This is a genomic window from Mesorhizobium sp. RCC_202, from assembly GCF_041355295.1.
Classification (GTDB): domain Bacteria; phylum Pseudomonadota; class Alphaproteobacteria; order Rhizobiales; family Rhizobiaceae; genus Mesorhizobium.
This window is the reverse complement of the sequence record NZ_JBFUPO010000008.1, coordinates 184,134-204,256: the sequence shown is the minus strand read 5'-3', so window position 1 is coordinate 204,256 and position 20,123 is coordinate 184,134. Positions and strand designations below refer to the sequence as shown.

The window sequence follows — 20,123 nt, the reverse complement described above, 5'->3', positions numbered from 1 at the left end:
CGACCGCGATGCGATCTTGGAGCGGATTGCGGCCGCAGTCACCGGTATTTCTATAAAATTATGTTGATGGCGGCCGCTTGTTGCCGCAGCTGCTAGAGGAGATGGGCACTGGCGAGGTCGCGCATGAGGTGGCTGGCGCCATAGGTCCAGTGCGGGCAATCCGGCGACAGCCGCACGCGGTTGGTCAGAGCGCCGAGTTTTTCCGACGAGATGGTGACGATGTCGCCGACCTTGTGGGTGAAGCCCTTGCCCTTCTCACCGCGATCCTTCGAAGGCACGAACATGGTGCCGAGATAGAGCGCCAGCCCGTCCGGATACTGGTGATGCGGGCCCATCGCGGCCTTGACCAGCTCTTCCGGCGAGCGGCTGATTTCGGCCATCGAGCTTGCGCCCTGCAGCGAGAACCCATCTTCGCCCTCGACGCTGAGCCGCACCGTGGCGCGCTTCACGTCGGCGATGGAAAAGGTCTCGTCGAACAGCCGGATGAAGGGACCGAGCGAGGCGGAAGCGTTGTTGTCCTTGGCCTTGCCGAGCAGCAGCGCCGAGCGCCCTTCGACATCGCGCAGATTGACATCGTTGCCCAGCGTCGCGCCGACGATGCGGCCCGAACTGTCGGCGATCATGGCGATCTCCGGCTCCGGATTGTTCCAGGTCGAGACGGGGTGCAGTCCGACATCGGCGCCGAAGCCGACCGAGGCCATCGGCTGGCATTTGGTGAAGATCTCTGCATCGGGACCGATGCCCACTTCCAGATATTGCGACCAGGCGCCGCGCGAAATCAGCTTGGCCTTGATCTCCATCGCTTCGGCCGAGCCGGGCTTGAGCTTCGACAGATCATGGCCGATCAGCCCGGCGATATCGGCGCGGATGGCGTCGGCCTTCTCGGCCGAGCCGCGCGCCTGTTCCTCGATGACGCGCTCGAGCAGGCTGACGACGAAGGTGACGCCGGAAGCCTTCACCGCCTGCAGGTCAACCGGCGAAAGCAGGATCGGTTTCTTCGCATCGCGCTTGGCCTCGAAACTGTTGGCGGCAATCTCGTCGAGCGCGCCGATGGCCTTGCCCGTTGCGGAGCGCACATAACCGGCCGGATCCTTCAGCTCGCACAGATCGCGCACTGTCGGCGCGGTGCTCGAGGTGATGTCGACGACCTGCCCGTCGCGCACCGTGACCACCTGCGGATGGTTCGTCTTGCTGGTCCTGGCGCGGCCGATGAAAATTCCGTCTGAGGGCAAGCGGGTCGGGTCGGTCATGTCGGGTCCTTTCGATTGGCGGCGCACTTTCCCCGGATTTAGGCGAAACGTCTATCCCTCGTCTGGGAACCGGCTCGTCTGCCGCTACAGACTTCGCAGTGCTGGCCCATCGATGCGCTCTTTCAAATCTGTGAAATCGACAATAGGATTTTCACGAACGTCGACATTTACAGGTGATCCGTGCCCACAGCCTTTTCCGATCCGGTCTGGCAAAAGCCGCCAACAGCCACGCCATTCCAGTCGGACCTAGGGTCCGGTGGCGCGCTCGACGTGGTCATCGTGGGCGGCGGCATCATGGGGCTGTCGACCGCGCTCCATGCCGCCCGCGCTGGTCTCTCGGTCCAGGTACTGGACGGCGGCGCGATCGGGCAAGGGGCTTCCGGCTTGAATGGCGGCCAGGTCATCCCCGGCCTCAAATACGATCCGGAATGGTTGATTGAACACTTCGGCAAGGAGCGCGGCGAGGCGCTTGTCCAATTCGCGGCCTCGACGGCCGACGCCGTGTTCGACCTCATTCGCGACGAGAAGCTCGCGGTGCCGTTCACCCGCAATGGCTGGATCCAGGCCGCGCATACGGAGACCGCCTTGAAAGCAGCCGCCAACCGCGACCGGCAATGGCGGGCGCGCGGTGCCGATGTCAAACTGCTCGACCGGGACGAGATCGCGGCGATGACCGGCGCCGAGGGTTATCTCGGTGGCTGGCTCGACCGCCGCGCCGGCGTCATCGATCCCCTGTCCTACACCCTTGAACTGGCGCGCGTCGCGGCCTCTGCCGGCGCCAGGATTGCCGAGCAGCAAAAGGTGGTGAAGCTCGCCAAGGAAGCCGGCTTCTGGCGCGTTGCAACGCAGGCGGGCGCCGATGTTCGCGCGAAGTCGGTCGTGCTTGCCACCAACGCCTATACAGATGAGCTGTGGGCCGGTCTGGCGCAGACAATCGTGCCATTGCATTCCTTTCAGATCGCCACGGCGTCGCTGCCGGCCGAGCTTGTCTCCAAAATCCTGCCAGGCGGCCAGGCCGTCTCGGACTCGCGCCGGATCCTGGTCTACTATCGACGGAGTCCCGATGGCCGCATCGTGCTCGGCGGCCGTGGCCGCATGGCGCTGCCTTCCAGCGCCGGGGACTGGGCGCATTGCGAACGCGCGCTCGTCCGCCTCTATCCGGCACTTGCCGGCATCGCCGTCGAAAAGCGCTGGTTTGGCCGGGTCGCGCTGACGCCTGATCACCTGCCGCATTTGCACCAGCCGGAGAAAGGCCTGCTTGCCGTGGTCGGCTGCCAGGGCAGGGGTGTCGGCCTGATGAGCGCATTGGGCAAGCGCATGGCGAATTACCTCGCAATCGGGGACGCCACGCAATTGCCGTTCCCACTGTCGCCGATCCGGCCGATCCCGTTCCACGCTTTCCGCCAGGTCGGGGTCGCGGCTGCTATCACCTGGTACCGGATGCTCGACGCGTTCGAACGCTGAGCCGCGTTCCGCGATCTATGCGATTCAGCTTGACAGTTTCATGAATATGAAAAAGCATTAGTTGATTTCATAAATTCATGAATGGTTCCGAATAGGCAGTTGAATGTCGTCGACCATCCTCACAGCACGGCCGTTGCCGGAAAACCGAATCTCGCCGGTGTTCCGCCTTGCCATGCTGGCGCCGGGCGGACTGGTCACCTTCTTCCTGATCCTGTTCGCGCTCGGCCTGGTTATCTTCCTCGCGTTCAGGAGCAATGACGGCTCGCTGCTCGGCGCGGGCCTGACATTGGAGAATTTCCTCACCGTCGTTACCGACGCGCTCTATTGGACGGTGACGCTGCGCTCGCTGATCATTGCCGGGCTGGTGACGCTGGCCACCGTGGTCACCGCCTATCCGGTCGCCTATTATCTTGCCTTCCACGCCGGCCGCCGCCGCAACCTTTTACTGTTCCTGGTCACGCTGCCGTTCTGGACCAGCTATCTCTTGCGCGTCTTCGCCTGGAAGATCGTACTTGCCTATAATGGCGTGCTGAACTCGGCCTTCCTCGAGACCGGCCTCTGGTCGCAGCCATCGCTTGCCTTCCTCAACACGCCGGCGGCCGTGGTTGTCACGCTCGCGCATGCCTACGCGCCCTTCGCCATCCTGCCGATCTACGTGGCGCTGGACACGATCCCGCGGTCGCTGCTCGAAGCCGCGTCGGATCTCGGCGCGCGTCCCTTCACATCGTTCCGCCGCGTCGTCTTGCCCAATTCCATGCCGGGCGTGCTGGCGGCGGCCCTGGTCGTCTTCGTGCCGACGGTCGGCGACTATGTCACGCCGGCCATGGTCGGCGGTCCGGCCAGCACGATGATCGGCACGCTGATCCAGTCGCAATTCGGCAAGGCCAATGACTGGCCGTTCGGCGCCGCACTTTCGGTCTGCGTCATGCTGGTCATTCTGTGCGTGGTGCTCGTCGCGCGCGGCGCCGACCGCAGATTTGGCAGCCGCACATGAGCGCGCGCGCCGACACCAATTCGGGCGGCCGCTGGCTCGGCCTTTACGTGCTTTTCTATCTGGTTTTTCTCTATCTGCCGGTGATGCTGATCCCGCTGTTTTCCTTCAACGACTCCATCCAGGCAGCCTTCCCGCTGCAAGGTTTTACCCTTGAGTGGTACCGCACGCTCTACGGCAACCCCGCGCTCTCCGGCGCGCTTGCCAACAGCCTGGTCATCGGCGTCATCGCGGCCTCCGGCGCGACGCTCTGCGGCATCACCGTCTCCTATATGGACCTTTACGGCCGCTCGCCGCTCGCCGTCACCATCAGCGCCATCGCCCGGCTGCCGATCCTGATCCCGGGCGTCATCGTCGGCATATCACTTTTAATTCTCATCAATCTCATCGGCCTCGGCCCGTCGCGCATTGCGATCGTTCTTGGCCACATCCTCGTCGCGCTGCCGACGACGGTGGTTATCATGCGCAGCCGTTTCGCCGCCATTCCCAAGACCATTCGTGAAGCCGCACTCGATCTCGGCGCTTCCGACTGGACGACATTCCGCCGTGTGATGCTGCCGCTCAGCCTGCCGGCCATTATCTCGGCCTTCATGCTCGCCTTCCTGATCTCATTCGACGAGTTCATCGTCGTCTTCTTCCTGGCCGGCACCGAGCCGACGCTGCCGCTCTACATCTGGAGCCAGCTGCGTTTCCCGCGTTCGCTGCCCACCGTCATGGCGCTCGGAACAGCGATCCTGTGCGTGTCCTTCATCATCGCCGGCTCCGCCGAGATCCTGCGCCATCGCGGCGTTGCACCCGCGCGCCGCTATCCAGCATGACCACAACAATGAGAGGAGAACGAAAATGACATTTCACCTGAAATCGATCACCGGCCGCAAAGCCCTGGCGAGCGTCACGGCGCTGGCCTTGGCGCTGTCGTCGACCGTCGCCTTTGCCGCCGACAAGCTGCAGTATTTCACCTGGTCGGGCTATGAATTGCCCGACTTCAACAAGAGCTTCCTGGCCGCGCATCCCGATGGCGTCGAGGCGACGATCTTCGGCGATGACGACGACGCCTTCACCAAGGTCAAGGCCGGCTTCCGCCCCGACATCGCCCATCCCTGCTACGACAAGGTGGCGCGCTGGAACAAGGAAGGCCTGCTGCAGCCGATCGACACCAAGCGCATCAAGAACTGGGACTCGATCTTCCCGGTGTTCAAGAATTTGCCCGATTTGCAGGCCGGCGACGGCAAGGTCTGGATGGTGCCGTGGGACTGGGGCAACACCTCGATCCTCTACCGCACCGACTTGGTGAAGAACCCCGAGGCGAGCTGGAATCTTCTGTGGGACAAGCAATATGCCGGCCGCATGGCGACCATCGACGCCGTGCATGACACGCCGATCGTCGCGGCGCTGCTGGCCGGCGTGAACCCCTTCGACATGACGCCGGACCAGATGGACAAGGTCGCGCAAAAGCTGCGCGAGCAGCGGCCGCTTTTGTCCAGCTACACCACCGACATGACCTCGGTCGAACAGGCGCTGGCGAGCGGCCAGCTGGTCGCCGCCATGACCTGGAACGCATCCGCCACCTCGCTCAAGAAGCAGGGCGTGCCGGTCGAGTTCATGAAGCCGAAGGAAGGCATGCTGACCTGGGCCTGCGGCTTCGTCATGCTCAAGGATGCCAAGAACGTCGATCTCGCCTATGACTTCATCAACAGCCGGCTCGACGCCGACTCGGGCAGGTTTCTGATCCAGTCCTATGGCTATGGCAGCTCGCTCTCGACCGCTTTCGCCGGCGTGTCGAAGGACGAGCTGGACAAGCTGCAATTGCCGGCGGATCCGGACGTCATGCTGAAGTCGACGATCTTCACCGGGCCGATGAAGCAGAACGACGATATGGCCAAGATGTTCGAGAAAGTGAAGGCCGGGGGGTGAGCGGCGCGGACTCCCCTTCTCCCACAAGGGGAGAAGGGGAAACCTGGCGACGCCGCGCCGGTATGAGGATGCAACGAGGACTGTTTGATGGACATTCTTGACGAAGCGGCGGCAAAGCCGAAAGACGAAGCCGACATCCGCGTCGGCCGGCGTGTGCGGGCGCTGCGGCTGGAGCGCAAGCTGTCGCTGGCCGAGCTTGCGGCAAAGGCCGGCATTTCCATCGGCGCGCTCAGCCAGATCGAACGCGGCATGTCCTCGCTGCGCGTCAAAATCATCTGGCCGCTCGCCGCCGCGCTCGACATCGAGCCGTCGGCGCTGATCACCGACGGCAGCGAGGCGGTCAACGACCTCTATTGCGTGCGCGCCGACAAGCGCCGTTCCATTCCGGTGAAGTCGGAAGGCATCGCCAAGGCGCTGCTGTCGCCGCCGGCGGCCACGCTCACCGGCATGCTGGTGACGGTGGAGGCCGGTGGCGGCACGGCGGAGGCCTATGCCCATGCCGGCCATGAGTTCGGCTTCGTCATGACCGGCGAGGTCGAGCTGGTGGTCGACGCCACCACCTACACGCTCAAGGCCGGCGACAGCTTCGCCTTCAAAAGCACGTTGCTGCACGCCTTCGGCAACCCCGGCGCCGAGCGCTGCCAGATCCTGTGGGTCAACACGACAAAACCGTCCGAGGTGCGCGATGGTGCCTGACGTGCTCGTTCGGCTGCGACAAGTCTCGAAGGTTTTCCCGGGTGGCGTGGTCGGCCTCGACGCGGTTGATCTGAACATTGCCCAGGGCGAATTCCTGACCCTGCTTGGGCCCTCAGGCTGCGGCAAGACAACCAGCCTGCGCGTCATTGCCGGCTTCGAGAGCCCGTCGAGCGGCAATGTCCTGCTCGACGGCCGCGACATCACTGGGCTGCGGCCCTTCGAACGCCCGGTCAACACCGTCTTCCAGGATTATGCGCTGTTCCCGCATATGGATGTGGCGGCCAATGTCGGCTTCGGCCTGTCGCTGCGGAAAATGTCCGGCGCCGACCAGGCAAAGCGCGTGCGCGAGGCGCTCGACATGGTCGGGCTCGCCGACAAGGTCCGCGCCCGCGTTTCGGAACTCTCCGGCGGCCAGCGCCAGCGTGTGGCGCTTGCCCGCGCCATCGTCTGCCAGCCGCGTGTGCTTTTGCTCGACGAGCCGCTCTCGGCGCTCGACGCGCATCTGCGCGAGCAGATGCAAGTGGAGCTGAAGCGCCTGCAATCGCGGCTCGGCACCACCTTCGTCATGGTCACCCACGACCAGACGGAGGCGCTGTCGATCTCCGACCGCATCGTCGTCATGAACAAGGGCCGCATCGAGCAGATCGCGCCGCCCGCCACGCTCTACGATCGGCCGGCGACGAAGTTCGTCGCCTCCTTCATCGGCACCATGAACCTCCTGCAGTCGCGCTTCCTCGGCCGCGACGGCGAACGTCTGCGCTTTGCCGCCGGCGCGCTTTCGCTCGAAGCGGTTTCCGACAAGGGCGAGACGCCGGCCGCCGGCGACACGCGCACCATCGGCGTGCGCCCGGAAGATTTGCTGGTCGCCGGTGAAGCGGCCGATGGCACCGCGCCGGCGCGGGTCAGCGGCGTCGTCTTCCATGGACGTACGCTCCGCCTCCATGCCGAGCTCGAGCAGGGCACGCCGATCGTCATCGACGCGACGCGCCGCGCCGACGGTTTGCAATTCAGCGTCGGCGATGTAGCGCATATCAGCCTGCGGCGTGGCGCCAGCTGCCCTATGCTTTCGAGTTGATCTTCGCCGCCACTACGCGGCCATCGCGAACAGCTGCGAAGACATCACGAACAGTTCAATCTCGTCAGGGCCGGCCGCCCCGGGCAAACGCCTCACTCACGACGCCTTGGCGAAAAATCCCTGATAATCGGATTTGGCCTGCAGCAAGCGCAGGATGTTCTCGCGCGAGCCGCGCACATGCGCGCGGGCGCGCTCGCCGGCCAAGATGACATCGCCGTCGCATATCGCATCGACGATCCCGGTGTGTTCCTCGCGGGTGAGTTGCCATTCGTCGAGCCATAAGAGCTCCGTCCAGACATATTGCTGGCACTTGTCGAGGATGCCGCCGAGCATGCCGCAGAGCATCTCGTTGCCGCCAATCTCGGCGATCACCCGGTGCAGGTCGATGCCGACTTGCAGCTCCTCGAATTTTTCCCTTGTGCTGCGCACCGGGATCGCCGCCAGCCGCTCGCATTCGGCCAGCATGTCGCGCAGCCGCGCTTTATCGGAGGCGGTGGCATTGGCCGCCGCCAGCTCGGTGGCGCGGCCGTCGAGCAATTCGCGGATGTCGAAGGCCTCGCGGAACATGGTGAGGTTGAACTCGGCGACGACATAGCCCTGGCGCGGCCGGCCGATCACCAGGCCGTCGCGCTCGAGCCGGTTGAAGGCCTCGCGCACCGGCGTGCGGCTGACCTTCAGCCGTTCGGCGATTTCGCTCTCCGTCACACGTGCGCCGGGCGGAAGCTGCCCTGTGATGATCAACGCCTTGAGCGACCCGAATACCGAATCGCGCAGCGTGTCCTTCCTCTCCTTGCTCAAGCGTCCCGCCTCTCACCGTCTGTCATGGGCTAGCAGTCTAGTGCCTTTTGGTTCCTGCTTGAAACAGGGCTGTTCGCGAGGAGCAGCCGTGCCGAACAGCTCTGTTTCTTCACCGCCAAAAAACGCGATAGCCGATGTTGACATCGGCTTCCAGAGAATTACACTCAAAATTGTATACAAATTCGCATACCAAATCAACGATAGCGGGAACGTCGGCTGGAGAAGCGGAAATGACATGAACCAGGAAAAGGTGGCGCGCAGCCTCGGCGCCAACCGCCTGTCGGCCTTCTTCCAGGTGACGGTGCCGCAAATAAGATCCTCGATCGTCTCGGCCGCGCTGTTTGCCTTCATCACCTCTTTCGACGAGGTGGTGGTCTCGCTTTTCATCTCCGGCGGCGAGACCACGACGCTGACGCGCCGCATGTTCAATGCGCTGCGCGACCAGGTCGATCCGACGATTGCGCCCATTTCGACTTGCCTGATCGTGCTATCGATCGTCTTGTTGTCCGCCGCCCAGCTTTTCGGCCGCGGACGTTGAATTCAGGGATAAAGCATGCGTGACTTCCAGTTTCCCGGCCGCTCGCCGGTCCGCGCCACCCAGGCGATGGCCGCCACCTCGCATCCGCTCGCAACTTTAGCCGCCATCGAGATGCTGCGCTTCGGCGGCAATGCGATGGACGCAGCCGTCTGCGCCGCGGCCGTGCAGGCCGTGGTCGAACCGCAATCGACAGGCATCGGCGGTGACTGTTTCGTGCTCTATTGCCCGAAGGGCGATGGCAATGTGATCGCCTTTAACGGCTCGGGCCGCGCGCCCCAGGCGGCAACCGTCGATTGGTATCAGGACAAGCGTTTCAGCGAGCTGCCGAAACAAGGCCCGCACGCAGTCACCATTCCCGGCGCCATCGACGCCTGGTGCCGGCTCCTGGAGGACCATGGCCGCAAGGGCTTGGCGGATGCTTTGGCGCCAGCCATTCACTATGCCGAAAACGGCTATGTCGTGCATGACCGCGTCGCCTTCGACTGGCGCGATCCGGAGACCGATTTGTCGGCCGACGAGGTCGCCGCGCGGATTTTCCTGTCCGACGGCAAGCCGCTGAAGGCCGGCGACGTGCACCGTCAGCCGGAGCTTGCCGAGACGCTGCGCATCATCGCCAGGAAAGGCCGCGCCGGCTTCTACGAGGGAGCGGTCGCGGAAGACCTTGTCGGCCGGCTGCGGCAGCTCGGCGGGCTGCACACTCTCGACGATTTCGCCGCGACGAAGGGCGACTACAGGACCCCGGTGAGCACCTCTTACCGTGGCCACGACATCCAGCAGATGCCGCCCAACAACCAGGGCCTGACCGCGTTGCTGATGCTCAATGTCCTGTCTGGGTTTGATCTCGGCGCGCTGGACCCGAACGGCGCCGAGCGCCTGCATCTGGAGATCGAGGCGGGACGGCTTGCCTACCAGGATCGTGACGCCTTCTTCGGCGACCAGGACCATGTCGACGTTCCGGTGAAGGCGTTGCTCTCCGGCACCTATGCCGACAGGCTGCGCGCCGCGATCGATCCCGAGCGCGCCATGACGCATCTGCCGCGTCTCGATCTGCCGGGCAGCGACACGGTCTACCTCACCGTCGTCGACCGCGACTTGAATACGGTGAGCTTCATCAACTCGACCTATTATTCCTTCGGCAGCGGTGTCGTCGGCCCGAAGACCGGCGTCATCCTGCAGAACCGTGGTTCGAGCTTCCGGCTCGACGCCAAACATCCGAACGCCATTGCGCCGGGCAAGCGGCCGATGCACACCATCATGCCGGGCATGATGACCAAGGATGGCCGCGCAATGATGCCGTTCGGCGTCATGGGCGGTGGCTACCAGCCCTTCGGCCATGTCCATCTTTTGACCAACATGATCGACTTCGGCATGGACCCGCAGCAGGCGATCGATGCTGCGCGCGTCTTCTACAATCACGATGTCGTCGAGGCCGAGCGTGGCGTTCGCCCAGATGCCACCGAGGGGCTTCGCCGCCGAGGCCATCATGTCGTGGAACCGGATCATCCGCTGGGCGGTGGCCAGGCGGTGCTGATCGATTGGGAGAAGGGGACGCTGACGGGTGCGTCCGATCCGCGCAAGGACGGGCTGGCGCTCGGATATTAAGCCATTTGCTGGACATCGGCCAATCGCTCGAAACATAGTCGGAAAATCATGACCGCGACAGAAAACATCGATCTCATCCATCGCCTTGCATCCGGCGGCGAAGACGCGCCGGCGATCCTGGCGCCTGACCGGGCAGCCCTTTCGCATGGCGGGCTGCGCCAACTGATCCACGAGACCGTCGCGCGGCTCAATGCGCTCGGCATCGGGCGTGGTGATCGCGTCGCCATCGTGCTGCCCAACGGGCCGGAGATGGCGACCGCCTTTATCTCTGTGGCTGCAGGCGCCTCGACCGCGCCGCTCAACCCGGCCTATCGCGCCGACGAACTGGATTTCTATCTGAGCGACATCGGCGTCAAGGCGATCCTTGTCGGCAAGGACGAGACAGGGCCGGCGGTCGAAATTGCCGCAAAACTCGGCATCCGCGTGCTGCGGCTGGTCGTGCCGGAAAACGCGCCCGCGGGTGTCTTCGCGATCGAGGGCGATCCGGTCGGACCGTCAGTCACCTCCGGATCGGCAAAGGATGGCGACATCGCGCTGCTTTTGCACACATCCGGCACCACGTCGCGCCCGAAGCTGGTGCCGCTCAGCCATGCCAATCTTGCCGCTTCGGCCGCGCACATCGGCGGCACGCTCGGCCTGGGGCCGGACGACCGCTGCCTCAACATCATGCCGCTGTTCCACATCCACGGGCTGATCGCGGCGGTGCTGTCGTCGCTCGGCGCCGGCGGCAGTGTCTTCTGCACACCTGGCTTCAACGCGCTGCGCTTCTTCCAGTGGCTGAGCGACGCCAGGCCGAGCTGGTACACGGCGGTGCCGACCATGCATCAGGCGATCCTGCCGCGCGCCGCGCGTAATTCAGAACAACTGGCCGGAGCAAAGCTGCGCTTCATCCGCTCGTCCTCGGCATCGCTGCCGGCGCAGGTGATGGGCGAATTGGAGGCGACCTTCGGCTGCCCGGTGATCGAATCCTACGGCATGACCGAGGCCGCGCATCAGATGGCGTCGAACCGCCTGCCGCCCGGACAGCGCAAGCCGGGCAGCGTCGGCGCCAGCGCCGGGCCGGAAGTGGCCGTGATGGCGCCGGACGGAAAGCTGCTCAGCGCCGGCGAGACCGGCGAGATCGTCATTCGCGGCCCGAATGTCACCGCCGGCTATGAGAAGAACCCGGACGCCAATGCGAGCGCCTTCGCGCATGGCTGGTTCCACACCGGCGACCAGGGCGTGCTCGACGAGGACGGCTATCTGCGCGTCACCGGCCGGCTAAAAGAGATCATCAATCGCGGCGGCGAAAAAATCTCGCCGCTGGAGGTCGACGAGGTGCTGATGGACCATCCGGCGGTGGCGCAGGTCGTCACCTTCGCCATGCCGCATGACAAGCTCGGCGAAGAAGTTGCGGCCGCCGTCGTGCTGCGCGAGGGCGAGAGCGCCAGCGAGGCCGACATCCGCGTTTTTGCCGCGACGCGTCTTGCCGATTTCAAGGTGCCGCGCAAGGTGCTGATCCTCGACGAGATTCCGAAAGGCGCGACTGGCAAATTGCAGCGCATCGGCCTTGCCGCCAAGCTTGGGCTCGGCTGATGCGCGTTGCTGTTTTCGGCGCCGGCGCGATCGGCGGTTATCTCGCGGCAAAGCTGGCGCTCGCCGGTCGGGTCGATCTGTCGGTGGTGGCGCGTGGCGCCCATCTCGAGGCGATCAAGGCTGATGGCTTCAGGCTGATCGAGGGCGGCAAGGAAACGATCGCCCCCGTTCGAGCTGCCGCGCGCGCGGAGGAGTTCGGCGTGCAGGATTATGTCGTGCTGGCGCTGAAGGCGCATTCGCTGGCGCCGGCGCTCGAGCAGATCGCGCCACTGCTTGGCCCCGACACGGCGGTCGTCACCATGCAGAATGGCGTGCCGTGGTGGTATTTCTACAAGGCGGGCGGCGCGCTTGAAGGCACGCGCCTTGCCGCTGTTGATCCCGCTGGCACGATCTGGAAGCGCCTCAGGCCGGAGCGCGTCATCGGCTCGGTCGTCTATCCGGCGGTCGAGGTCGACGCGCCGGGCCTGATCCGTCATGTCGAGGGCACGCGCTTTTCGCTGGGCGAGCCTTCCGGCGAAAAGAGCGAACGGGTCGCGGCACTGGCCCGCGAGCTGGTCAAGGCTGGACTGCAGGCGCCGGTTCGCGAGGACATCCGCTCGGAGATCTGGATAAAGCTCTGGGGCAACCTGTCCTTCAACCCGATCTCGGCGCTGACCGGCAGCACGCTTGCCGCCATCGTTGCCGACGAAGGCACGCGCGCCCTTGCCCGCGCTATGATGCTGGAAGCGCAGGCGATCGGCGAGCATCTTGGCGTGCGCTTCCCGGTCGCGGTCGACCGCCGCATCAAGGGCGCCGGCGATGTCGGCGAGCACAAGACTTCGATGCTGCAGGACCTCGAACGCGGCCGCCCGATGGAGATCGATGCGCTGGTCACCGCCGTGCAGGAACTCGGCCGCCTGACCGGTCAGCCAACACCGACCATCGACAGCGTGCTGGCGCTGGTGCGGCGTCTGGCCATCGAGCGCGGCTGCTATTGAGCTAGCCGGCGCTTGACTCTTCGATGTGTTCCTGTTTTGTTCTAGTTAAGGAAGCTTAACAGGAGCGTTTCACCGGGGCCGAACGAGTACAGATGTATCGGCATCAACAAGAGTTTGATTTTGGCATACCCATCCCTCCCTGGCAGCCCAAGCTGCCCGATCGCGTGTTCTTCGCGTTGTTTTTGGAGCCCAGGGATCATGCCGCGTTTTTGTCATTGCAGAGACACCTCTGCGATCTCAATGGGATAACAGGATCGCCGCCGCTGGAGGGTCGGCTTCACGTCAGCTTGCAACATGTCGGAGACTACAAAAGGCTTCGGCCGAAATTCGAATTCGCGGCCAGGCGGTCCGGCCGCTTGATCGAAATGCCGGCGTTCGAGGTCACGTTCCGCCAGGCCGTGAGTTTCCCGGGGCATCCGGCAGCAAGAGGCCGGCCGCCTTCGCGTCCCTTCGCGCTTCTAGCCGACGACGGTCCAGTGCGTGAACTCAGCCGGCTTATTGGAACAGCGATGAATGCGAATGGTCTCAGATCGGCGGATCATTTTGCTCCGCATATGACCTTTGCCTATGACGAGAAATTCGTCCCCAGGCAGACAATCGATCCAATCAGTTTTGTGGCCAGGGAGTTCCGTCTTATTCACAGCCTGCGCCGTCGCACTATATACCGCGATCTGGACCGCTGGTCCCTGATCGCCACGACGTAGCCGTCCGAGCCATTCTGCTGACACCAATTGTCACCTTGGAATGGCGGCCCGGTGGCAAGCGAGCGATCGCTCCCCTATTTGCAGTCCGTCTAAACAGGAGGAAATCATGACCACTGCCGAAATTGCCAAGGATTTCACGGAGCTCCTCAAGCAGGGCGACAGCCACGGCGCTGCCGCGAAGTACAATGCCGACGACATCGTCAGCTATGAGGCGATGGAAGGGCCGATGGCCGTCTGCAACGGCAAGGAAGCCGTCAAGCAGAAAGGCGAGTGGTGGGAGGCGAACCATGAGGTTCATGGCGGCTCGATTGACGGCCCTTATGTCAATGGTGATCAGTTCGCGCTGCGCTTCAACTTCGACATAACGCCCAAATCCACCGGCGAGCGCGTCGCGATGGATGAGGTCGGTCTCTACACCGTCAAGAACGGCAAGATCAGCGAAGAACGTTTCTACTACTAGGACCATTTCACGCGACGGCCGGGTCACACGCCTCGACCGTCGCGTAGCTCACGTCTCAAATCGTCTTCACATAATCCGCAAGCTGGTCGGCCACGGTGCCCCAGCCGTCGAAGAATCCCATCTCTTCGTGGTTGTTGCGCGTCGCCTCGTCGCGGTGGATGGCGGTGGCGGTGTAGCGCGTTCCTTGGCCTTCGGGTGTCAGTGCAATGATTGCGGTGATGAAGGCTTCGCCGGACGGCCGGTATCCGGGCAGCAGCGCGTCGGTCCACACCAGACGCTCGTTGGGCACGATCTCCAGATAGCAGCAATGGCGGTCGCTGACCTCCTTGCCGTCGGGCGATTGCATGCGGGTGCGAAACAGGCCGCCGGGCCTGAGATCGATCTCGCAGTCGGTGATAACCCAGGGCTTGGGCGTGAACCATTGCTTGACATGCTCGGGAGTCGTCCAGGCGCGCCACAACAGCTCGCGCGGCGCATCGAGGAAGCGCTCCAGCGTCAGGTCCAGCTTCGGATTGGGCTTGAAGGGGTAGCTCACTTTTCAGTCTCCTTGAGGCTCATCACATAGGCGTCGAACTGATCGAGGCGGCGTTCCCACAGCGCGCGCTGTTCGGCGAGCCAGTTTTCCGCAAGTTTCAGCGGTTTAGGTGAGAGCCGGTAGGTTCTCACCCGCCCGGCTTTTTCAGACTGCACCAGCCCGCAGCCTTCCAGCACCTTGAGGTGCTCGACAAAGGAGGGCAGGGCCATCCCGAAAGGCTCGGCCAGTTCGCTGACCGAGGCGGGGCTTCTGTTCAGCCGCTCGACGACGCGCCGGCGCGTCGGATCGGCCAGCGCGCGAAAAATGCCGTCGATCGGTGGCAGTCTTTGGCTGATGGTCTGCAGGCTCATGGTTGTTTCTTTCCGGGCCAGTGCCTTGCTCGGCGACGGTCTCGCATGATTACTTAGGGAAAAACCTTAGTGATGGCAAGTGCCAAAGCGATGCACGGTCAAGCGCTGGCAAAGCCGTTCCGGTGGCCTTAGGATTCGCTCAGATTCGTAACCCATCCGACCGAGGCCCGCCTTGACGACCACCATGTACGGCATCACCACCTGCGACACGATCAAGAAGGCGCGCGTCTGGCTGGAAAGCCACGACGTTGCCTATCGTTTCCATGATTATCGCGCTGAGGGGATCGAGGCGGAAAAGCTGGACGGCTGGGTGGCCAAGGTTGGCTGGGAAAAGCTGCTCAACAAGGGCAGCACCACCTTTCGTGAGTTGCCGGACAACGACAAGGCCGGGCTCGATGAAAAGAAGGCCAAGAAGCTGATGCTGGCCAAGCCGACGATGATCAAGCGGCCGGTGCTGGAGGTGGGGGACCGGGTTTTCGTGGGGTTCAAGGCGGAGGTTTACGAGGAGGCCGTTGGCGGGAAGTAGGATCGACATCTTAAGCCGCGTTCTGTCGCGCCCCCTCTGTCCTGCCGGACATCTCCCCCACGAGGGGGGAGATTAGCCCTCGCGCCGGTTTTCGCCAATCATCAACGTCGCAAGATTGAGCGGAGCGCCAAAGCTGCCAATCTCCCCCCAAGTGGGGGAGATGTCCGGCAGGACAGAGGGGGGCGCTGTCCCGCCAGCATCTCAACGTTTACGCCCGTAGGTATTCCGCCAGCGCCACAGCATTGTTATGCGCTTCGTCATGCGCGCCGTAGAGCAGCGTCACCTTGCCCGCGCGAAGTACATTGCGCAGTTGCGCCACCGCCTCTTCGTTCCGCTCGAGCTCGGCCCGATACCGCTTCTGAAACTCCACCCACCGCTCGGGCTCGTGCCCGAACCATTTGCGCAGCTCATCGCTCGGCGCGATCTCCTTCAGCCATAGCGTCAGCGCGGCATCCTCCTTGCGGACGCCGCGCGGCCAGATGCGGTCGACCAGCACGCGCTGGCCATCCGCCTTGTCCGGCGCTTCGTAGATACGCTTCACCGCTATGTCGAAGGCCATGGCACCTCTTGGCGAGAAAGTTTCCTACGCCCACTCGCCCTTGCGCATCACCGGCACGCGGCTGCCGTCCTTGGCGACGCCGTCGATGTCGATCTTGTCCGAGCCGATCATCCAGTCGATGTGGATAAAGCTCTTGTTGCCGCCGCGCTGAGCGATCTCGTCGGGGCTGAGCGAAGCGCCATTGACGAAGCATTTCGAATAGCACTGTCCGAGCGCGATGTGGCAGGCGGCGTTCTCGTCGAACAGCGTGTTGAAGAACAACAGCCCGCTGGCCGAGATCGGCGAGGAATGCGGCACCAATGCCACTTCGCCCAGGCGCCGCGAACCCTCGTCGGTGTCGAGCACTTTCTTCAAGACGTCCTCGCCCTTCGAAGCCTTGGCCTCGACGATGCGGCCGCCTTCGAAACGCACCGAGATCTCGTCGATCAGCGTCCCCTGGTAGGACAGCGGCTTGGTCGACGACACATGGCCTTCGACGCGCCTTGCATGCGGCGTGGTGAACACCTCCTCGGTCGGGATATTGGGGTTGCAGGTGATGCCGTTCTTGGCCGTCGAGGCGCCGCCCATCCATTCATGACCCTCGGCCAGGCCGACGGTCAGGTCGGTGCCCGGCCCGGTGAAATGGAGCGCGTCGAAATTATGCGCATTCAGCCATTTGGTGCGCTCGGCAAGAGCTGCATTATGGGCTTTCCAGTTGCCGATCGGATCCTCGACGTCGACGCGCGAGGCCGAAAAGATGGCGTCGGCCAGCTTCACCACGGCGACATCGTCGGGCTCGCCTGGAAACACTTGGCGAGCCCAGGCGAGATCGGGATAGGCGACGATGTTCCAGTTGATGTCGAAGCCGGTGATCTTCTCCAGCGCCGGCTGGTAGGCCATCGAGTTCGCCTTGTTGGCGCGCGCCACCCTGGCCGGATCCTGCGCCGACAGGAGCGACGGGTCCTCGCCGCGCACCGCAAGCCGCGCCGCATTGTTGGAAAAAGCTTTCGCCATGCCTTCATAGAGCCAGCCGGCGGCGTGGTCGAAGCCGGCGTCCGCGCCATAGCGGAAGCGCGCCAGCGTGATCTCGTCATCGTTGAAGATCGGCGTCACCAGCCCGGCGCCGGCCTTATAGGCATGCTCGACAATGCGCCGCGTCAACGGCAGTGCGGCGATCGACGAGGTCAGCACCAGATCCTGTCCGGGCTGCAACTGCAGCCCGACCTTGATGGCGACTTCAGCCAGCCGGTCGAGCTTCACCGGGTCGATGGTTGCCGAGACGCCGCGTGAATGTGTGGTCATGATCCTGCCTGCCGTTATGTTGGGGTCTGGGTCCATACATAGACCGGTGCCGTTGGCCTTTCCACCGCGAACGACTGGGCCTGTTTTCAAAGGGGGGCGTGAAAGGTGCTCGGCAGATCGCGGATGAGCTCAGGCGGCGCTGTCCAGCGTCTGGAATTGCGCCATCGTCGTTTCGATCTCCTCGCGGATCCAGACCTTGAAGTCGCGCACTTTGCGGCTTTCGTTTTTTGCCGCCGATGTCACCAGCCAGTAGCCCAGCCCGCTTTGCGCCCGCACGCCGAAAGGCGCAATCAGCCTGCCGTCGGCCAGCGCGTCGGCGGTCAGCAATTGCCAGGCCAGCATCACGCCATGGCCGGCGATCGCCGATTCCAGGCAAAGCATCGGGTCGGTGAAGCGAGCGCCTTTCTGAAAGGTGACCGGCGCGACGCCAGCTGCCTTGAACCAGCTGTCCCAGTTGATCATCGCCCGCTCGTCGGTGATGGCGCAGGTCTGCGCCAGGTCCTCGATCGAATGCAGCTTGGCCGCGATCGACGGTGCGCAGACCGGGAAGACTTCCTGCGCCAGCAGCAGCTCAGCCCGGCCGCCGGGCCATCTGCCATCGCCCAGCCTGATCGCGATGTCGATGTCGGAATGGTCGAGATCGGCGATCCTGACCGAAGCGTCGATGCGCAGGAGCACGTTAGGGTGGCGGGAAAAATGCCGCGACAGCCGCGGCAGCAGCCATTTCGAGGCGAAAGCCGGCGCCACCGAAACCACCAGCGTGCATTGGCTCGCCTCGTCGGCCAGCGCCACCGCTTGCGCAAGCTCGCGAAAACCGTCGCTCAGCCGCGCGGTGAAAGCCACGCCGAACTCCGTCGGCACCAGCCCGCCCGGCGTGCGTTCGAACAGCGCCTGGCCGAGCTGGCTTTCGGTGCGCTTGACCTGCTGGCTGACGGCGCTGACCGAGACATTGAGCTCGGCCGCCGCTGCCGCCAGCGATCCCAGCCGGGCAACGGTTTCGACGGCGCGCAAGCCATTGAGATGGACGCGGTTCAACAGGGCCATTCAGTTTTTCTAAACTGGCCGGGCCGAAATCTCAATTGAAACCGCGCGAGGAAAGGCGGATTTTAGCGACAGAAGGAGCAGGCCTTGGAGGCACGTCCGATGAAGATTTTATCGTTGTTCAAGGGGCTTTCCGGCGCCGGTATGAGGCAGCCTCGCGACAACGATATCGTCCGCTGGGTCGTCGATCCGCTGTCGCATCCGGTGCTCGATACGATGTCCGAGCGCGAGCTCGGCGACATGCCGTTCCGGCTGACGGCGCGCCGTACCGCCTACGAGACGATAGGCGCTGCTGGCCGCTAGGCCCGTTCGGCGCTGCCCCTCATCCGGCCGCTTCGCGGCCACCTTCTCCCCGGCGGGGAGAAGAGACTGGCGCCGGCGCTGGTTGTCTCCTCTCCCCGCCGGGGAGAGGTCAGCCGAGCGAAGCGGAGGCTGGGTGAGGGGCCGTCGAATGGCACCCGCTACGCCTCGACTGGCCCAACATAAGCGCATTGTCTCCCCAACCGCCGCCCCTATTGTGCGCTGCAATGAACGCCGCCTCGCCATCGCCCTTGCGTCTTGCCTTTGCCGGCATGGCAGCGCTTGCCGTCGCCATGGGCATCGGACGCTTCGTCTACACGCCGATCCTGCCCGGCATGATGGAGGAATTGCATCTGACCCCGGCCGATGCCGGCTGGATCGCGTCGGCCAACTATCTCGGTTACCTCGTCGGTGCCTTGGCCGCGGCCGGCGGCTGGGCGCATGGCCGCGAACGCCTGCTGATGTTTTCGAGCCTTGCCGCCAGCGCCCTGCTGGCGGGCCTGATGGGACTCAACGAGACGATGGCCGCCTTTCTCGTCATCCGTTTCTTCGCCGGTCTCGCCAGCGCCTTCGTCATGGTGTTCATGTCGTCGATCGTCTTCAGCCATCTCGCCGCCGCCGGGCGCGGCGACCTGCAGGCGCTGCATTTCGGCGGCGTCGGTCTCGGCATCGCCGGCTCGTCGGCGCTGCTCGCCTTCCTCGTCACCGAGCATGCCGGCTGGTCGGCCGGCTGGCTGTGGTCGGGCGTCATTTCGCTGGCGGGGCTGCTGGTTGTCGCGCTGCTTGCCGGCTCGGCCACCACGGCCAACGGCGTCGCCGGGCACGAGCCGGCGCTGCCACGAAACAACTCCCTGGTGAAGATGATCGTCGCCTACGGCCTGTTCGGCTTCGGCTATGTGGTGACCGCCACATTTCTCATCGCCATCGTTCGTCAGGGCGGCGGCAGCCGGGTCTGGATGGTCGCCGGCCTGGCCGGCTTTCCTTCCACCTGGCTCTGGCAGAAGGTCGCCGGCCGGATCGGGCTCTATGCCGCCTACGCCGTGAGCTGCCTGATCGAGGTTGCCGGCGTCTCGGCGAGCGTCGTCGTCAAAGGCGCCGCCGGGCCGCTGATAGCCGGCGTCCTGCTCGGCGGCACCTTCATCGCCATCACCGCGCTCGGCCTGCAGGCGGGACGGCAACTGGCGCCGCGGGCGCCGCGCCGCATCTTCGCGGTGATGACGGCGGCCTTCGGCCTTGGCCAGATCGTCGGCCCGATCGCCGCCGGCCTGCTCGCCCAGGCCTCGGGCAATTATACGCTCGCCTCGGTCATGGCCGCGGCCGCTCTGTTGGCCTCCGGTTTCATCGCCTGGTCGGCTGCGCCAAAATCGCCATGATTTGCGGCCTTGCTCGATGCCGGGCGTCGGGCAGGGCATTTTCTTTCCCTCTAATGTGTGAGCTTATGCCCGCCGAACAGCAACGCCGCTGAATCGCGGTCAGACCGAGGAAAC

Annotated in this window: 21 protein-coding genes and 1 pseudogene; 15 read left to right on the top strand and 7 right to left on the bottom strand. The window is 64.3% G+C overall.

What is annotated here, in order from left to right; all coding sequences use genetic code 11:
- Positions 1-92: 92 nt before the first annotated feature.
- Positions 93-1,250: a fumarylacetoacetate hydrolase family protein gene (locus AB6802_RS19795; protein WP_371011856.1), complete on the bottom strand. Its 1,158-nt coding sequence runs from the start codon at positions 1,248-1,250 to the stop codon at positions 93-95.
- A 180-nt stretch (positions 1,251-1,430) separates the two neighbouring features.
- On the opposite strand from AB6802_RS19795, the gene AB6802_RS19790 reads away from it, so the two are divergent.
- The 6 genes from AB6802_RS19790 to AB6802_RS19765 all read left to right on the top strand — a co-directional run bounded on the left by AB6802_RS19790 (position 1,431) and on the right by AB6802_RS19765 (position 7,390).
- A complete protein-coding gene (locus tag AB6802_RS19790; RefSeq protein ID WP_371011855.1) occupies positions 1,431-2,714 on the top strand; it encodes an NAD(P)/FAD-dependent oxidoreductase in 1,284 nt (427 codons plus the stop codon).
- Between the two features lie 103 nt (positions 2,715-2,817).
- Entirely contained in the window at positions 2,818-3,708 is an 891-nt protein-coding gene (locus tag AB6802_RS19785; RefSeq protein WP_371011854.1) for an ABC transporter permease, read from the top strand.
- Complete coding sequence (locus AB6802_RS19780) at positions 3,705-4,523, top strand: ABC transporter permease (RefSeq protein WP_371011853.1); 819 nt, start codon at positions 3,705-3,707, stop codon at positions 4,521-4,523. Before AB6802_RS19785 ends, AB6802_RS19780 begins: the two co-directional genes overlap by 4 nt.
- A 25-nt stretch (positions 4,524-4,548) precedes the next feature.
- Positions 4,549-5,619 carry an ABC transporter substrate-binding protein gene (locus AB6802_RS19775; RefSeq protein ID WP_371011852.1) on the top strand — a complete coding sequence of 357 codons (1,071 nt, stop codon included), beginning with the start codon at positions 4,549-4,551 and terminating at the stop codon, positions 5,617-5,619.
- A gap of 87 nt (positions 5,620-5,706) precedes the next feature.
- Positions 5,707-6,315, top strand: a complete 609-nt coding sequence (locus tag AB6802_RS19770) for a cupin domain-containing protein (RefSeq protein WP_371011851.1) — start codon at positions 5,707-5,709, stop codon at positions 6,313-6,315.
- On the top strand, positions 6,305-7,390 hold the full coding sequence (locus AB6802_RS19765) for an ABC transporter ATP-binding protein (protein WP_371011850.1): 1,086 nt from the start codon (positions 6,305-6,307) through the stop codon (positions 7,388-7,390). The genes AB6802_RS19770 and AB6802_RS19765 overlap by 11 nt, the downstream gene beginning before the upstream one ends.
- A gap of 96 nt (positions 7,391-7,486) precedes the next feature.
- Here the strand turns inward: AB6802_RS19765 and AB6802_RS19760 are convergent, their stop codons facing one another.
- A complete protein-coding gene (locus AB6802_RS19760; RefSeq protein WP_371011849.1) occupies positions 7,487-8,188 on the bottom strand; it encodes a GntR family transcriptional regulator in 702 nt (233 codons plus the stop codon).
- A gap of 232 nt (positions 8,189-8,420) precedes the next feature.
- Between AB6802_RS19760 and AB6802_RS19755 the strand changes: the two are divergent.
- The 6 genes and pseudogenes from AB6802_RS19755 to AB6802_RS19730 all read left to right on the top strand — a co-directional run.
- Positions 8,421-8,726, top strand: a pseudogene (locus AB6802_RS19755) (ABC transporter permease); the annotation flags it as partial.
- Positions 8,727-8,741: 15 nt separating this feature from the next.
- On the top strand, positions 8,742-10,328 hold the full coding sequence (gene ggt, locus AB6802_RS19750) for a gamma-glutamyltransferase (RefSeq protein WP_371011848.1): 1,587 nt from the start codon (positions 8,742-8,744) through the stop codon (positions 10,326-10,328).
- A gap of 48 nt (positions 10,329-10,376) precedes the next feature.
- Complete coding sequence (locus AB6802_RS19745; RefSeq protein ID WP_371011847.1) at positions 10,377-11,903, top strand: acyl--CoA ligase; 1,527 nt, start codon at positions 10,377-10,379, stop codon at positions 11,901-11,903.
- The gene (locus tag AB6802_RS19740; protein ID WP_371011846.1) at positions 11,903-12,880 is read left to right on the top strand and encodes a 2-dehydropantoate 2-reductase; all 978 of its coding nucleotides are present in this window, start codon (positions 11,903-11,905) and stop codon (positions 12,878-12,880) included. The genes AB6802_RS19745 and AB6802_RS19740 overlap by 1 nt, the downstream gene beginning before the upstream one ends.
- 92 nt (positions 12,881-12,972) lie before the next feature.
- Positions 12,973-13,584 carry a 2'-5' RNA ligase family protein gene (locus tag AB6802_RS19735; protein ID WP_371011845.1) on the top strand — a complete coding sequence of 204 codons (612 nt, stop codon included), beginning with the start codon at positions 12,973-12,975 and terminating at the stop codon, positions 13,582-13,584.
- A gap of 106 nt (positions 13,585-13,690) precedes the next feature.
- Positions 13,691-14,044 carry a SnoaL-like domain-containing protein gene (locus AB6802_RS19730; protein WP_371011844.1) on the top strand — a complete coding sequence of 118 codons (354 nt, stop codon included), beginning with the start codon at positions 13,691-13,693 and terminating at the stop codon, positions 14,042-14,044.
- 55 nt (positions 14,045-14,099) lie between these two features.
- Here AB6802_RS19730 and AB6802_RS19725 read toward each other — a convergent pair whose 3' ends face one another.
- Positions 14,100-14,579 (bottom strand): SRPBCC family protein, encoded by a 480-nt coding sequence (locus tag AB6802_RS19725; protein WP_371011843.1) that lies wholly within the window; start codon positions 14,577-14,579, stop codon positions 14,100-14,102.
- The gene (locus AB6802_RS19720) at positions 14,576-14,929 is read right to left on the bottom strand and encodes an ArsR/SmtB family transcription factor (RefSeq protein WP_371011842.1); all 354 of its coding nucleotides are present in this window, start codon (positions 14,927-14,929) and stop codon (positions 14,576-14,578) included. Before AB6802_RS19720 ends, AB6802_RS19725 begins: the two co-directional genes overlap by 4 nt.
- Before the next feature lie 172 nt (positions 14,930-15,101).
- Between AB6802_RS19720 and AB6802_RS19715 the strand changes: the two genes are divergently transcribed.
- A complete protein-coding gene (locus AB6802_RS19715) occupies positions 15,102-15,455 on the top strand; it encodes an ArsC family reductase (RefSeq protein ID WP_371011841.1) in 354 nt (117 codons plus the stop codon).
- Positions 15,456-15,663: 208 nt separating this feature from the next.
- Here AB6802_RS19715 and AB6802_RS19710 read toward each other — a convergent pair whose 3' ends face one another.
- From AB6802_RS19710 to AB6802_RS19700, 3 genes are all read right to left on the bottom strand, one after another.
- Positions 15,664-16,014: a DUF488 domain-containing protein gene (locus AB6802_RS19710; RefSeq protein WP_371011840.1), complete on the bottom strand. Its 351-nt coding sequence runs from the start codon at positions 16,012-16,014 to the stop codon at positions 15,664-15,666.
- A 24-nt stretch (positions 16,015-16,038) separates the two neighbouring features.
- On the bottom strand, positions 16,039-17,295 hold the full coding sequence (locus tag AB6802_RS19705; protein ID WP_371011839.1) for an aminopeptidase: 1,257 nt from the start codon (positions 17,293-17,295) through the stop codon (positions 16,039-16,041).
- A 129-nt stretch (positions 17,296-17,424) separates the two neighbouring features.
- The gene (locus tag AB6802_RS19700; RefSeq protein ID WP_371011838.1) at positions 17,425-18,339 is read right to left on the bottom strand and encodes a LysR substrate-binding domain-containing protein; all 915 of its coding nucleotides are present in this window, start codon (positions 18,337-18,339) and stop codon (positions 17,425-17,427) included.
- Between the two features lie 99 nt (positions 18,340-18,438).
- Between AB6802_RS19700 and AB6802_RS19695 the strand changes: the two genes are divergently transcribed.
- Both AB6802_RS19695 and AB6802_RS19690 read left to right on the top strand, forming a co-directional pair.
- Positions 18,439-18,639, top strand: coding sequence for a hypothetical protein (locus tag AB6802_RS19695; RefSeq protein WP_371011837.1), 201 nt, complete (start codon positions 18,439-18,441; stop codon positions 18,637-18,639).
- Between the two features lie 224 nt (positions 18,640-18,863).
- Positions 18,864-20,009 (top strand): YbfB/YjiJ family MFS transporter, encoded by a 1,146-nt coding sequence (locus tag AB6802_RS19690; protein ID WP_371011836.1) that lies wholly within the window; start codon positions 18,864-18,866, stop codon positions 20,007-20,009.
- Positions 20,010-20,123 lie beyond the last annotated feature (114 nt).

What these genes read in the sequence shown, in the direction of transcription:
- AB6802_RS19795 (WP_371011856.1), bottom strand. Translation starts at nt 1,250, where the DNA reads ATGACCGACCCGACCCGCTTGCCCTCAGACGGAATTTTCATCGGCCGC.
- AB6802_RS19785 (WP_371011854.1), top strand. Translation starts at nt 2,818, where the DNA reads ATGTCGTCGACCATCCTCACAGCACGGCCGTTGCCGGAAAACCGAATC.
- AB6802_RS19780 (WP_371011853.1), top strand. Translation starts at nt 3,705, where the DNA reads ATGAGCGCGCGCGCCGACACCAATTCGGGCGGCCGCTGGCTCGGCCTT.
- AB6802_RS19775 (WP_371011852.1), top strand. Translation starts at nt 4,549, where the DNA reads ATGACATTTCACCTGAAATCGATCACCGGCCGCAAAGCCCTGGCGAGC.
- AB6802_RS19770 (WP_371011851.1), top strand. Translation starts at nt 5,707, where the DNA reads ATGGACATTCTTGACGAAGCGGCGGCAAAGCCGAAAGACGAAGCCGAC.
- AB6802_RS19765 (WP_371011850.1), top strand. Translation starts at nt 6,305, where the DNA reads ATGGTGCCTGACGTGCTCGTTCGGCTGCGACAAGTCTCGAAGGTTTTC.
- ggt (WP_371011848.1), top strand. Translation starts at nt 8,742, where the DNA reads ATGCGTGACTTCCAGTTTCCCGGCCGCTCGCCGGTCCGCGCCACCCAG.
- AB6802_RS19745 (WP_371011847.1), top strand. Translation starts at nt 10,377, where the DNA reads ATGACCGCGACAGAAAACATCGATCTCATCCATCGCCTTGCATCCGGC.
- AB6802_RS19740 (WP_371011846.1), top strand. Translation starts at nt 11,903, where the DNA reads ATGCGCGTTGCTGTTTTCGGCGCCGGCGCGATCGGCGGTTATCTCGCG.
- AB6802_RS19735 (WP_371011845.1), top strand. Translation starts at nt 12,973, where the DNA reads ATGTATCGGCATCAACAAGAGTTTGATTTTGGCATACCCATCCCTCCC.
- AB6802_RS19730 (WP_371011844.1), top strand. Translation starts at nt 13,691, where the DNA reads ATGACCACTGCCGAAATTGCCAAGGATTTCACGGAGCTCCTCAAGCAG.
- AB6802_RS19720 (WP_371011842.1), bottom strand. Translation starts at nt 14,929, where the DNA reads ATGAGCCTGCAGACCATCAGCCAAAGACTGCCACCGATCGACGGCATT.
- AB6802_RS19710 (WP_371011840.1), bottom strand. Translation starts at nt 16,014, where the DNA reads ATGGCCTTCGACATAGCGGTGAAGCGTATCTACGAAGCGCCGGACAAG.
- AB6802_RS19705 (WP_371011839.1), bottom strand. Translation starts at nt 17,295, where the DNA reads ATGACCACACATTCACGCGGCGTCTCGGCAACCATCGACCCGGTGAAG.
- AB6802_RS19700 (WP_371011838.1), bottom strand. Translation starts at nt 18,339, where the DNA reads ATGGCCCTGTTGAACCGCGTCCATCTCAATGGCTTGCGCGCCGTCGAA.
- AB6802_RS19695 (WP_371011837.1), top strand. Translation starts at nt 18,439, where the DNA reads ATGAAGATTTTATCGTTGTTCAAGGGGCTTTCCGGCGCCGGTATGAGG.
- AB6802_RS19690 (WP_371011836.1), top strand. Translation starts at nt 18,864, where the DNA reads ATGAACGCCGCCTCGCCATCGCCCTTGCGTCTTGCCTTTGCCGGCATG.